At 35.6% G+C, this 13857-nt stretch carries 13 protein-coding genes and 1 pseudogene; 12 read left to right on the top strand and 2 right to left on the bottom strand.

The window, feature by feature from the left end:
• The first annotated feature begins 64 nt into the window (after positions 1-64).
• From HMPREF1253_RS09340 to HMPREF1253_RS09295, 10 genes and pseudogenes are all read left to right on the top strand, one after another.
• Positions 65-997, top strand: a complete 933-nt coding sequence (locus HMPREF1253_RS09340) for a hypothetical protein (RefSeq protein ID WP_023056545.1) — start codon at positions 65-67, stop codon at positions 995-997.
• Positions 990-1451, top strand: coding sequence for a hypothetical protein (locus HMPREF1253_RS10315; RefSeq protein WP_023056561.1), 462 nt, complete (start codon positions 990-992; stop codon positions 1449-1451). The genes HMPREF1253_RS09340 and HMPREF1253_RS10315 overlap by 8 nt, the downstream gene beginning before the upstream one ends.
• Positions 1364-2380: a VapE domain-containing protein gene (locus HMPREF1253_RS09335; RefSeq protein WP_307495237.1), complete on the top strand. Its 1017-nt coding sequence runs from the start codon at positions 1364-1366 to the stop codon at positions 2378-2380. Before HMPREF1253_RS10315 ends, HMPREF1253_RS09335 begins: the two co-directional genes overlap by 88 nt.
• A gap of 310 nt (positions 2381-2690) precedes the next feature.
• Complete coding sequence (locus HMPREF1253_RS09330) at positions 2691-3071, top strand: hypothetical protein (protein WP_023056470.1); 381 nt, start codon at positions 2691-2693, stop codon at positions 3069-3071.
• Positions 3071-4531 (top strand): annotated as a pseudogene (locus HMPREF1253_RS09325) (relaxase/mobilization nuclease domain-containing protein). The gene HMPREF1253_RS09330 and the pseudogene HMPREF1253_RS09325 overlap by 1 nt, the downstream one beginning before the upstream one ends.
• 191 nt (positions 4532-4722) lie before the next feature.
• Positions 4723-4932: a helix-turn-helix transcriptional regulator gene (locus HMPREF1253_RS09320; protein WP_023056537.1), complete on the top strand. Its 210-nt coding sequence runs from the start codon at positions 4723-4725 to the stop codon at positions 4930-4932.
• A gap of 3 nt (positions 4933-4935) precedes the next feature.
• Positions 4936-6468 (top strand): class I SAM-dependent DNA methyltransferase, encoded by a 1533-nt coding sequence (locus HMPREF1253_RS09315; protein WP_023056530.1) that lies wholly within the window; start codon positions 4936-4938, stop codon positions 6466-6468.
• Positions 6458-7603, top strand: a complete 1146-nt coding sequence (locus HMPREF1253_RS10000; protein WP_023056548.1) for a restriction endonuclease subunit S — start codon at positions 6458-6460, stop codon at positions 7601-7603. Before HMPREF1253_RS09315 ends, HMPREF1253_RS10000 begins: the two co-directional genes overlap by 11 nt.
• A 117-nt stretch (positions 7604-7720) precedes the next feature.
• Entirely contained in the window at positions 7721-8704 is a 984-nt protein-coding gene (gene xerA, locus HMPREF1253_RS09300) for a site-specific tyrosine recombinase/integron integrase (protein WP_023056538.1), read from the top strand.
• 13 nt (positions 8705-8717) lie between these two features.
• Positions 8718-9266, top strand: coding sequence for a restriction endonuclease subunit S (locus HMPREF1253_RS09295; RefSeq protein WP_023056546.1), 549 nt, complete (start codon positions 8718-8720; stop codon positions 9264-9266).
• Here the strand turns inward: HMPREF1253_RS09295 and HMPREF1253_RS09290 are convergent.
• Positions 9263-9469, bottom strand: coding sequence for a hypothetical protein (locus tag HMPREF1253_RS09290; protein ID WP_036740022.1), 207 nt, complete (start codon positions 9467-9469; stop codon positions 9263-9265). The two genes, HMPREF1253_RS09295 and HMPREF1253_RS09290, sit on opposite strands and share 4 nt — an antisense overlap.
• A complete protein-coding gene (locus tag HMPREF1253_RS09285) occupies positions 9462-10055 on the bottom strand; it encodes a restriction endonuclease subunit S (RefSeq protein ID WP_255349238.1) in 594 nt (197 codons plus the stop codon). The genes HMPREF1253_RS09290 and HMPREF1253_RS09285 overlap by 8 nt, the downstream gene beginning before the upstream one ends.
• A gap of 84 nt (positions 10056-10139) precedes the next feature.
• Between HMPREF1253_RS09285 and HMPREF1253_RS09280 the strand changes: the two genes are divergently transcribed.
• Positions 10140-10670 carry a hypothetical protein gene (locus tag HMPREF1253_RS09280; RefSeq protein WP_023056472.1) on the top strand — a complete coding sequence of 177 codons (531 nt, stop codon included), beginning with the start codon at positions 10140-10142 and terminating at the stop codon, positions 10668-10670.
• A gap of 5 nt (positions 10671-10675) precedes the next feature.
• Entirely contained in the window at positions 10676-13819 is a 3144-nt protein-coding gene (locus HMPREF1253_RS09275) for a type I restriction endonuclease subunit R (protein ID WP_023056557.1), read from the top strand.
• Positions 13820-13857: the final 38 nt, after the last annotated feature.

Below are 13857 nucleotides of genomic sequence, written 5' to 3'. Positions count from 1 at the left end.
ATCCCTGACAAGATTATTTTATCAGATTGTACTTCCATCAGCAATATAAAGATTGGAGGTTACGATGATTAACAAGGAAAATTACTTGCGAAATATTCCAATGGAATTAAGAGAATACAAACAGTGGTTATGGTTTAAGAAAATCAGAAAACAGGATTTGAAAGGGAAGGAAAAAATACTGAAGCTTCCTGTAAGTCCGATTACCTTAAAATCTGATGACTGGAATAATAAAGAACAATGGGGAGATTTTGAAACAGCAGTTAATAATATAGAAAGTAGTAGTTGTGACGGATTGTCTTTTGTGTTAAGCAGGGATGATCCGTTTGTGTGTATCGACTTGGACAGTGTAGATAATAAAAAGCAGGATATGTTTATAAATGACTTCAATGGTACTTATGTAGAAATTTCACAATCGGGAATGGGAATACACATTTTTGCAAAGGGAGAAATAGAAAAGAACTTTAATAACCAACTTGAAAAAGTGGAGATGTATCAAGAAAACAGATGTATTGCCATGACCAGTAATATCTATAAATTTAATGATTTTATTGCAGAAAAAGTTCTTTTGAAACAAAAGGAGTTGGATAAATACTACAAGCTATTTTCACCCAAAAGAAGTGTTAGAGAAATTATTAGAAAGTATCAGGAAGCAGCTGAATGTGTTCCTGACAGTAATACGGTTATAGAAATGATGTGCAGGTATAACGCAATGGTAAGAGCATTGTTTGAAGGCTCATACACCAGCGGAGATGCCAGTAAAGATGACTTTTCGTTACTTCTTTTTCTAAACAGTTTTACTCATGGAAATGCAGAAATGATGAAAGAATTATTTTTGAAATCTGCACTTAATCGCATTGGCGATCGCAGCAAAAGAAGAACGGAAAAAGGATATCTGAAATACTTGGAAGACAGTATTTCAAAAGTGATACAGGGAGGAAATAAGAGGTATTGGGATTATAACTATCACAGAAGTAAAGGAGGGTATTTGCTTGAATAATTGGCTTAAATTTGATGATGTGGAGCTTAGCGATTATGTAGATCGTGAGCTTGCAATCACAGAAAAAGGACAAGTCAAAAGTACAGCAACCAATCTCATAACTGTGTTAGTGAATCCCTGTTTTTGTAAAGAACAAGATATTTTATCAGGATATATTTTCTTTGACACTTGCAGTCGAACTATTTGTTTTTACGGAAAGTTAAAAGGCGAAAAAAGCACTGATTTAGAAATACGAAAATGGAATGACCATATGACAAATATCATTGGAGTTGAAATCGAAAGAGAATTTGGAATTAAGTACTCTAAAATCGTATGGAAGATGCAGTTCTCTTTGTTGCTCACAAGAGGTCAATCAATTTACCGGCGATGTATATGGAATCGTTACACTACGACGGGCAAGAATATATTTCAAAACTGCTACCGAAATATCTTGGAGCAGAGGATACAAAATTAAATTCCTGGATTATGCAACATATTTTGGTCGGCATGGTAAAAAGAGCGTTTAATCCCGGATGTAAGTTTGATGAACTGATGGTTCTTACGGGGGTGCAGGGTGTTGGAAAAACTTCATTTATTGAAAAACTGGCACTGTTTCCCGAATGGTATTGCTCGCTAAACAATATAAAAGGGAAAGATGCCATCAGTAATTTGGTGGGAAAGATTGTTGTTGAGCTTGAAGAATTTGTCGCTCTTAGAAATGCAAAAAGTGCTGATGAAGCTAAGTTGTTTATATCTGCAAGGACAAGTACAGTAAGACTTCCATATGAACGATTTTCAACAGATGTAAAACGAACCTGCATACTGATTGCGACTACAAATGATGCAACATTTTTAGGAGATTTTTCAGGAGAAAGAAGGTATTTACCCGTAAAGGTTAATGCTGAAAATATACAAATTCCGTTAATGTATGATCCTGAAAAATATCCAGTATTGGAAACTATCACAAGAAAAGAACATGAGGAAATCATAAAACAGGATTTTGAAGGGGCGATTGCAGAAGCTGTCTATCTTTATGAAAATAAACTTCATGATTTCTATTTGCCGAAAGAGTTGCGTTCAGATTTGGATTTTGTTATTCAAACACATAAGAGCGATAACAGGCATGTCCAAAACTTCTTTGACTTCATGGAATGGAAAACTACAAAGTCCGATACACCGAATTTGTTGTGTTCTGCCGAGTTTACGAGCAGGTATCCTGAAACAAATGAAAAAGTGTTTTCAGAACTAATGGCAAACGAGATGATAGATGAATGGAGACTTGAACCATCTGTAAAAAGTAAGAAGGTAAGAATTGACGGAGTGGTTCGGGTTAGCAAGAAGTTTTATAAACGAAATATTAATACAGATTTTGTGGAGGTTAATGCTGAAGATATACCATTCTAAGAGTTTTGAAAAAGTCCGCTACCGCTACTTTGCTACCAGGCATAAAAGGTAGCGGGGTAGTGGTAGCGACAACTTTTAAACTTTTGTAGAAAAGGAAAAAACATGATTTCTTAGATAAATTGATTATAGCGGTTCATATGTCTTTTCTGTGATAGTCATAAGAGCTTATTAGTAAAAGCATTATTTTCAGTGAGATAGCAAGCATATACTTTCTGACCACACCCAAAAAGTAGGCTTGAAATTTGACAACTCAAATTTGAAATATTTAGGGAGAACCCTAAGACTCCGAAGAAGAAAGGAGTGATGAAAAATGTCAAAGAGTGTTAATCGAAAAAATAATTACACTGTTCATTTTATGATAAATGAAGATGATATGAAAGAACTTAACAGAAGATTTGCTTTGACCAATTTTAAGAGCAAAAGAGAGTTTTATAGAGATAGTATTTTCAAGAATAGAATTATCAGCATTGATTTATCCGGTGAGTTTAGAAAAGAACTGAGAGAGCTTTCTTCCCTTGTAAGTCGTAACTCAGCAAACCTAAATCAGATCGCAAAAATGGTAAACAGCACAGGTGTTATTTACAAAGAGGATATTGAAAGTATCAAGAAAGCCTTGCAAGGCGAACTACTTTTTTTGTCAGAATTTAGAGAAAAAGTTTCCGACTATATCATCAATGAGGTGATTGGCTGATGGCGGTTACGAAGATACACCCGATTAAAACAACACTGAAAAAGGCGATAGACTATATCTGTAACGGAGATAAAACCGATGATGAAATCTATGTTACAACGCATCTATGCAGCAGAGAAAACGCTCATAAGGAATTTGAGCTTACTAAAAAGCAGTTTAACTCAAGAACTAAAACTTTAGCTCATCATTTAATTCAATCATTTGTACCGGAAGAAGTGAGTTTTGAAGAAGCTCATTAGGTAGGAATTGAACTTTGTGAAAAGATTTTAGGCGGGAAATATGAGTATGTTTTAGCGACACATATAGACAAAGACCATATACACAATCACATCATTTTTAATTCCATAGATGTGGATGATGGGAAGGTGTACCATTCCTATTACGGCTCCTATATGAACATCAGAAATCAAAGCGACAGACTTTGCAAGGAGCATAATTTATTTGTCATTGACCAAGAAACACAAAGGGAAATCAACGATATCTGGCGAAGAAAATATGTAAATTGGTACGACTGGAATGAAGATAAAAAAGGAAGTAGCTATAAATCAAGGCTTCAGTTTGATATTGATAGAACTATAAAACAGTCCATCAACTGGCAAGACTTTTTATCTAAAATGGAGAGCTATGGCTATGAAATAAAATATGGTAAGCATATAGCTTTTAAAAGTAAAAATCAGCAAAGATTTACCAGAACAAAGACCATTGGAGTGAATTATACCGAAGAAAGAATTAAAGATAGGATCCTGAATAAAGAAAAAGAAATTGGAAATATCATAGACATTAAAAACAATGAAAAGGCAAAGTCAAGCAAAGGCTATGAACACTGGGCAACGAAACACAATCTTAAAACAGCGGCTTCTACGCTTGTTGAAATCAGGAATAAAGGGTTTGACTCAATGGAAGAATTGGAGCGTGGCATCAGCCGAATTTCCATCGAAAAGAATGACTTGAAACGAGAATTTGATAAGCTGTCATTGGAACAAAAAAGGATAAAGGAAGTAGTAAAGCATATTCAAATCTGCATCAGCAAGCGAGAACATTATGAAGGCTACCGAAAAAATCCAAACGATAAGATTTATATGATGATGAACCGAAAAGATGTGGAAGCCTATCAGAAGTCTTATGAAGAAATAGATATTTTTCTTAAGCAATTTCCGCACTTGAGACATGTTGTAGCAGGAGAGTTAAAGACAAAATCAAGTAAAAATTTGTTCAAAAAGCTGAATGAGCATTCTAAGGATTTACAAACTAAACAAGAGGAAATAATCAAGAAGCACAATTCATTAGCAGCACAGTATGAGGAATTGAAGCATCTGAAAAATAATATGGATGATTATCTTGGCAGGGATAAAACGGAGGAGAAAAAGAGATCCATTATTGGAGCAATTAAAAGGCATCAGGCTGAAGATAAGGAAAAGCTAAAAGAAAAGAAAGAAGCAAGCAAAGAAGTTGAGAGATAAGCTTATGGTCGGTGTGGTCTTATGACGACGCCGACTTCTTGTATTTTATGAGTTCGTATATTTATGTTGGAAAAATATAGAAATTTATAAAATCTAAAATTAAAATAGAGAGAACGCTATATTTGAGTGCCTAAATATGGTATAATGTTCTAAATTAGGTTTGGGGGACTCATAGAAAGTGAGGAAATTTAATGAAAGCTAATTATAAAAAGCTATGGCATATTTTATTGGATAGGGATATGAAAAAGAAAGAATTAGCTCACATAGCTGGAGTTAGTACATATACTATCAACAAGCTTAACAAGAATGATAATGTAACGGTCGAAGTTTTAGGGAAGATTTGCAAGGCTTTGAATTGTACATTAGACGATATTATGGAATTTGAAGAGGATGGTGAATAAATAATGGCTGGGAAAAACAATGCAAATATCGGTTTTGAAAAACAAATTTGGGACGCAGCTTGTGTTCTTTGGGGACATATTCCTGCTGCTGAATATAGAAAAGTAATTGTTGGACTTATTTTTCTCCGATATATATCCAGCGCCTTTGAAAAACGCTATGAGGGACTTCTAAAAGAAGGTGATGGTTTTGAAAACGATAGGGATGCATATGCAGAAGAAAATATTTTCTTTGTACCGGAAGAAGCTCGTTGGAGCAAGATTTCTTCTGCTGCACACACACCTGAAATTGGTACAGTAATTGATGAAGCAATGAGGGCAATCGAAAAAGAAAATGCGAGTTTAAAAAATGTTTTGCCTAAGAACTATGCCAGCCCAGATTTAGATAAAAGAGTACTTGGCGAAGTTGTTGATTTATTCACTAATGAAGTAAAAATGGATGGAACTGAAGCAAGTAAAGATTTACTTGGGAGAACTTATGAATATTGCATTGCTCAGTTTGCAGCCTATGAGGGAACTAAAGGTGGCGAGTTTTATACACCATCAAGTATTGTTAAGACTATTGTTGCTATTTTAAAGCCGTTTAATAATTGCCGTGTATATGATCCTTGCTGTGGCAGTGGCGGTATGTTTGTGCAAAGTGAAAAGTTTGTACAGGCTCATAGTGACAATAGAGGTAATATTTCTGTTTATGGACAGGAATCTAATGCAGATACATGGAAGATGGCGAAAATGAATATGGCTATAAGAGGAATTGATGCCAATTTTGGTTCCTATCATGCAGATACATTTTTCAACGATATTCATAAAACATTAAAATCAGATTTTATTATGGCGAATCCGCCATTTAATCTTTCAAATTGGGGAGCGGATAAATTAAAAGATGATGTAAGGTGGAAATATGGAACACCACCATCTGGGAATGCAAACTATGCATGGATACAGCATATGATACATCATTTAGCACCAAATGGAAAAATTGGATTGGTGCTTGCTAATGGAGCCTTATCTTCCCAATCTTCCGGAGAAGGAGAAATAAGGAGAAAGATTATAGAAGATGATCTTGTTGAAGGTATAGTAGCTTTGCCTACACAGTTATTTTATAGTGTAACAATTCCTGTAACCTTGTGGTTCATTACTAAAAATAAAAAGCAAAAGGGAAAGACTCTATTTATTGACGCCAGAAAAATGGGATATATGGTTGATAGAAAACATAGAGATTTTACGGAAGGAATACAAGAAGACGGAAGCCTTGGAGATATTGACTTATTAGCAAAAACCTTTGAGGATTTCCAAAATGGAATACTGGAAGAGAAAAAAGGATTTTCGGCGATTGCCACAATAGAAGATATTGCAAAACAGGATTTTATATTAACCCCAGGGCGATATGTAGGTATTGAGGAACAAGAGGATGACGGAGAACCATTTGAAGAAAAGATGACAAGATTGACTTCGGAACTTTCCGATATGTTTGAGCGCTCTCATGAACTGGAAGAGGAAATCAGGAAGAAACTGGGGGCGATTGGTTATGAATTGTAAGCTTGAAGAAATTGTAGATGTAACAATGGGGCAATCACCTAAATCTGAATACTATAACACAGAAAAGAATGGCTATCCTTTTTTGCAAGGAAATAGAACATTTGGATTTAAATATCCTACTTTTGATACTTATACAACAGTAATGACAAAATTTGCAAAAGCTGGAGATGTGATAATGAGCGTTAGAGCACCTGTTGGAGCTCTTAATATTACTCCGGTGGATATGTGCTTAGGGCGTGGTGTTTGTTCATTGAGAATGAAGAATGGGAATCAGAGTTTTTTGTTTTATATGATGAAATATTATGTTTCACACTTGATTAAAAAGGAGAGTGGTACAGTATTTGGTTCTGTAAACAGGAATGATATTAACGGTTTGGAAGTTGATATTCCAGAGGATGTAGAAGAACAAAAGAAAATTGCTCGATATTTGGAAATGATAGACGATAAGATTGAGCTAAACAATGCGATAAACAATAATTTACTTGAACAAGTGCTTGCCATATACCGTCATCGTTTTGTAGATACTACAAACGAATTGAGACAAACTTATCGTGCTGATGAATATTTTGATATTTCCATTGGTAAAACTCCTCCGAGAAAAGAGCCACAATGGTTTAGCACTAATCCAAAAGATGTTACTTGGGTATCTATTTCCGATATGGGTACTTGTGGTTTATACATTAGCGAAAGTTCCGAACAACTTACAAGAGAAGCCGTTGACCGTCATAATGTCAAAATCGTACCTGACAATACCGTTTTGCTTAGTTTCAAATTGACAGTTGGCAGAATTGCAATAACAGACGGCGAAATGACTACCAACGAAGCCATTGCTCATTTCAAAACCGACAAAAAAGAAATCAATGAGTACTTATATTGCTATCTGAAATGCTTTAATTATCAGACAATGGGAAGTACTTCATCAATCGCAACTGCTGTGAACTCAAAAATCATTAAAGGTATGCCTTTCATAGTACCTACCGATGAAGAAATAACTGAATTTCACAGTTTAGCAGCTCCTATGTTTGCAAAAATCAAGGCAAATCAAGCTGAAATAAGCAATTTGACAGCACTTCGTGATACTCTTTTACCCAAGTTGATGTCCGGTGAGCTTGATGTTTCCGACATAGATCTTTAAGCTGCTAAATTATTGTTTAGCATATAACATACCCATAACTTCCGGGGGTGGCGGAAGTTAATATCGGGGGACTTCCACCCCATAGTCGTTCTCTAAGAATAAAAAGGAGAATTGACTGTGAAACAAGATTTAATCAAAGATGTTGTTCAGGGAATGTTACCATATTTGAACAATGCACAAAGCGAAAGGTTGCAAGAGGTGTTACAATACACCCTTGCAAGGTATGAGGTAACAGAAAACAAGCAAAAAGAAAAAATTTCGGAGCAGAACTATGTAGAGTTGTTCCTGTCGGCAAAGCGAATTGAGGGCTGTTCCGAGAAATCTCTTAAGTACTACAAAGCGACCATTGAAGCTATGCTTGATGACCTTGACAAAGAGGTCAAACACATTGTTACAGATGATATTCGAGGATACCTGACGGAGTATCAGGAAAAGAAGAAATCAAGTAAAGTCACAATAGACAATATCCGCCGCATACTATCCAGCTTTTTCTCTTGGTTGGAGGATGAGGACTATATACTGAAAAGTCCTGTCAGGCGAATACATAAGGTCAAAACAGGCACGAACATTAAAGAAACATACTCTGACGAGGCATTGGAACTTATGAGAGATAACTGTACCGAGCCTAGGGACTTGGCAATGATAGATATGCTTGCTTCTACTGGTATGCGTGTTGGAGAAATGGTGCTACTTAACCGCAATGATATTGATTTCAATGAGAGAGAATGTATTGTTTTTGGCAAAGGTAGTAAAGAAAGAGTAGTTTATTTTGATGCAAGAACAAAGATACACTTGCAAAATTATCTGAATAGCAGAACAGATGACAACCCTGCTTTATTTGTGTCACTGAAAGCACCTCACGAAAGACTAAAAATCGGTGGTGTTGAAGTGAGATTAAGAGAATATGGAAAGAAATTAGGTTTGCATAAGGTACATCCACATAAGTTCAGGCGTACCCTTGCAACAATGGCAATAGATAAAGGAATGCCCATTGAACAGCTTCAGCAGCTTTTAGGGCATAGGAAAATAGACACGACCTTGCAGTACGCAATGGTAAAACAGAGTAATGTTAAGATTGCTCATCGAAAATACATTGGATAAGAAAGGTGAAAATATGGCAGAGTGGAAGAAATATACATTAGAAGAAGTCTGCGAACGAATATATAGTGGTGGAACTCCTTCAACCAAGCACGAAGAATACTGGAACGGCAACATTAAATGGCTTTCTTCTGGAGAAACTTCCCAAAGATTTGTTTATGATACTGATAGAAAAATAACAAAAAAGGGCGTGGAAAATTCCTCGACTAAGCTTGCGACCAAGGGATGTACAGTTATTGCAACTGCCGGTCAGGGATATACGAGAGGGCAAGCAAGCTTTTTGATGATAGATACTTATATGAACCAATCTGTTATAGCTTGCAAAGCAAATGAAAGCATAATATTACCACTTTATCTGTATTACAATTTAGATAGCAGATATGAAGAATTTCGCTTGTTGTCCGATGGAACAAGCACAAGAGGCGGATTGTCTGGTTGGATATTGAAACGAATGGAGATAAAACTACCTCCAATATCATTACAGGAAAAGATAGTTGATATTTTATACTCTATCGATAAAAAAATAGAGGAAAACAATGCGATAAACAATAATTTAGCGGCTTAATCTTTGAGCTTGTTGTATTGCTTTTTCCAAGCTCTTGACGGCTTTTTGCAAATGCAGTCATCAGATGTAAATGCACATACATTTTGCAATCCGTTATTTCCACAAATATCTGGATTATTAGCTCTGCAACCATAGGTTTGCACTTCAGAGTCCTGTTCGTTAAGCGGAGCATTGAATGGTACTAAGAGGTCTTTCTTATTCATAATCTACCTCAGACATATCAATTTCACCACTCATAAGTTTCGGAAGCAGAGAATCTCTTGTTTCGGCAAGCTTCTTGTTCTCGATTCTATTTGAGATAATCAAGTCGTAAATAGGTTGAAGTAACGCACCAATTCGATTGTAATCCTCGATACTCGGAATTATTACCTCAGCTTTTGCGAGTTCGTCACGCTTGATATGCCCCATAGTTGTGGCTTTGTCGGCGGCAACAGCTATGAAACGGTCAAGATGATGTTTTGTCCAAGCATAATAAAACCATTTATCATAAGAGTTGGATGTGACCTTGAACAGGTGTTGATTTAGACCGCAAACACCACCACACCAAAAATCGACAAGCAGACTGCCTGACCAAGAGAAAATCACATCGCCATCGTGGACAATATACTCATTTTTGATATTAGGAGAGCAAAGCTCACTATTATCATCGCAGCATCCTTGGCGTAGTTCTTTAATTTTGAGTACCGGAATGCCAGTCTCATCATTTGAAGGACGATATTTTTGCATAGCAAGACCATTCAGATAGTCTGCAATGTCTATTAGACTACCTTGTTTCCAACCATCGGGCAGAGTTTCTGTTGATAAAAACTCATTTGTGAATATTGCTTTGGCTTGCTGCTCTAAATTATTGTTTAGAATAGAAAGGAAGCCAATATGGAAATAATTATAAATTGGTGTAATTATAATAATGGCTTTATTACTGCAATTTTGTCTGCAATAGGACTATTATTAAGTGTAATAGCTGTTGTTGTATCGATAAGAACAGCAAGGTTACCATACAAGAAAAAGCTAAAATTGACTTCATCTGTTGATGTGCTTATTTCTAAAAATACTGTCAACGGAGAAGTTTTTAGTTACATAATGGGGATTTCGGTAAATGCTGCGAATATTGGCTCAAGAAATGTATCTATTACGTATTTGGGAATATGTGTAAAAGATAAAAAAAACAATATGGATAAACAACTAATAACTAAAATTAGAGACGAAATAACTGGAAGCGGAATGATGGCACCTGCTGAGGTTAAAACTGAACTGTACAAAAAAGACGATTTACTATATGCACTCTCGTTATTGAGCGGAGAAGCTTCAATTTATCTATATGCAAAGGATACAGAAGGAACAGAATACTTCGAGAGCGCAGGCAATGCGAAGAGTATGATAATGAATTTAGAAAATAAGGGGTGACGATTATGCCAGGATTTACAGAAGCCAACTATGAAAATTCGGTAATAGAATTATTCGGAAATGAACTGGGATATGATTATGTATACGGACCAGATATTGAAAGGGATTTTAATAATCCTTTATACGAAGATGTGTTAATTGAATCATTATATCGTTTGAACAAAAATCTTCCTGAAGATGCAATTCAAGATGCCATATTTAAACTAAAAAACTTTGAAAATGGAGAACTTGTGCAGAAAAATGCAGTCTTTATAGATTATTTGCAGAATGGCATTCCAGTTCGATATTTTGTTAAAGGAGAAGAACGTTCATCTATTGTTTATCTTGTTGACTACAAAAATCTCGAAAAAAACTCCTTTATAGTTGCTAATCAATGGACTTTTATTGAAAATAGTAACAAACGCCCAGATATTATTCTCTTCTTAAATGGCTTGCCGGTAGTGTTAGTTGAGCTTAAATCACCTTCTCGTGAAGAAACGGATGCATCAGAAGCTTATAGACAGCTTAGAAACTATATGAAGGAAATTCCTTCGATGTTCATATATAACGCTATCTGCGTTATGAGTGACCAGTTGACTTCTAAAGCTGGAACTATTACATCTGGCGAAGATCGTTTTATGGAATGGAAAACAAAAGATGGAAACTATGAAAATACACAATATGCACAGTTTGATACCTTTTTTGAAGGAATGTTCCAAAAAGAAAGACTACTTGATATTATCAAAAACTTTATTTGCTTTTCAAATGAGGGGATTAACACCTTTAAAATTCTTGCGGGATATCATCAGTATTTTGCAGTAAAAAAAGCAATAGAGTCCACAAAGCATGCCACTGTAACGGATGGTAAAGGGGGAGTATTTTGGCATACCCAAGGAAGTGGCAAATCCTTATCAATGGTATTCTATGCGCATTTACTACAGGAAGCTCTTGACAGCCCCACTATTGTTGTGCTCACAGATAGAAACGACCTTGATGATCAGTTATATGGTCAGTTTGCAAAATGTAAAGATTTTCTGCGTCAGGAACCAATGCATGCTGAAAGTAGAGAACACCTTAAAACTCTTCTTGCAGGAAGACAAGCTAACGGAATTATCTTTACAACTATGCAGAAATTTGAAGAGTCCTCAGAAGCTTTATCTGAAAGAAATAACATCATTGTAATGGCAGACGAAGCACACAGAGGACAATATGGACTTGCTGAAAAGATTAAGATTATGAAAAACGATGATGGTGAAGAAATAGCAAAACGTGTAATTGGTACAGCTCGTATTATTAGAAATACTTTACCAAATGCTACATATATTGGATTCACTGGAACTCCTATTTCTTCCAAGGACAAGAGTACACGAGAAGTATTTGGTGATTACATTGATATTTATGATATGACTCAGGCAGTAGAAGATGGTGCAACTCGCCCTGTTTATTATGAAAGCCGAGTTATTAAGCTTAATCTTGATGATCAAACACTTAAGCTTATTGATGCCGAATATGACATTATGGCACAAAATGCTGATGGAGAAGTTATCGAAAAGAGTAAGCGTGAGCTGGGACAGATGGAAGCTGTTCTTGGAAATGATAACACTATTAACTCTTTGGTTTGTGATATTCTAGACCACTATGAAAATAACCGTGAAGATTTACTTACTGGTAAAGCGATGATTGTTGCGTATTCTCGCCCTATTGCCATGAAAATTTACAAGCGAATATTAAAACTTCGTCCGGATTGGACTGAAAAAGTAGGTGTTGTTATGACCTCCGGCAACAATGACCCGGAAGAATGGAGACAGATTATTGGTAATAAACATCATAAGCATGAGCTTGCAAAAAAATTCAAAGATAACGACAGTACTATGAAGATTGCGATTGTTGTTGATATGTGGTTAACAGGGTTTGATGTTCCTTCTCTTGCTACGATGTATATATACAAGCCTATGTCAGGACACAATCTAATGCAGGCAATCGCCCGTGTAAACCGTGTATTTCGTGATAAAGAAGGCGGGCTTGTTGTTGACTATGTTGGAATTGCTACTGCTTTGAAGCAGGCAATGAATGATTATACCTCTCGTGATAAAAAGAACTATGGTGATACAGATGTTGCGAAGGTTGCATATCCGAAATTCTTGGAGAAATTATCAGTTTGCCGTGATAAGTTTCATGGATATGATTATACAAAGTTTATTAATGGTACCGATCTTGAGAGAGCAAAAACTATCAGTGGTGCTGTAAATTTTATTATCAGCAGAGAAAAAGTTGATGATAAAGATTCTTTCGTAAAAGAAGCTCTTATGCTTCATCAGGCTCTTTCTCTTTGTTCTTCTTTAGTTGATGAAGATAGTAGATTTGAAGCAGCATTCTTTGAGGCTGTTCGAGTTCTTGTTCTCAGACTTACCAATACCGGTGTTGGTAAAAAGATTTCCTTACCGGAAATGAATGCAAGAATAAATGAACTTTTGAAACAGAGTATTAAAAGTGATGGGGTAATAAATTTGTTTTCAGATATCAAAGAGGAGTTTTCTTTGTTTGACCCCAAATTTCTTCAAGATGTTGCAAATATGAAAGAGAAAAATCTTGCAGTTGAACTATTGAAAAAATTAATTGCAGAACAGGTTTCTGTTTATCGCAGAACAAATATTGTAAAATCTGAAAAGTTCAGCGAGATTATGCAGCGTTCTCTGAATGCTTATCTTAACGGTATGCTTACTAATGAAGAAGTTATAGAAGAAATGTTAAAGTTGGCAAAACAGATTGCAGCAGCACATCAAGAGGGAGACAGATTAGGATTGACTGCTGATGAACTTGCTTTTTACGATGCCTTAACAAAACCACAGGCAATCAAGGACTTTTATGAAAACGAAGAGCTGATTGCAATAACAAAAGAATTAGCCGATACTCTACGTAAGAATAAGACTATTGATTGGCAGAAGCGTGAATCAGCGAGAGCTAAAATGCGTATGCTGATAAAGAAACTTTTGAAAAAACATAAATATCCGCCTGAAGGAATGGATGATGCCGTTCAGACTGTTATGACACAGTGCGAACTTTGGACAGATAATTACAACTTTGAAGAAGATTACAAGGTTTATTTTAATACTAATTTTACAAATGAAAATCTATCTTTGGTTGCAGAAGAAAAGGGCAAATATAATTAATTAGTTTTATTCTTTGTAAACATGTATGGTGAAAGAGG

It is taken from the genome of Peptoniphilus sp. BV3C26 (assembly GCF_000478985.1).
Classification (GTDB): domain Bacteria; phylum Bacillota; class Clostridia; order Tissierellales; family Peptoniphilaceae; genus Peptoniphilus_B; species Peptoniphilus_B koenoeneniae.
Note: the sequence above shows the minus strand (reverse complement) of the source record. Positions and strands in the feature narration are given on the sequence as shown.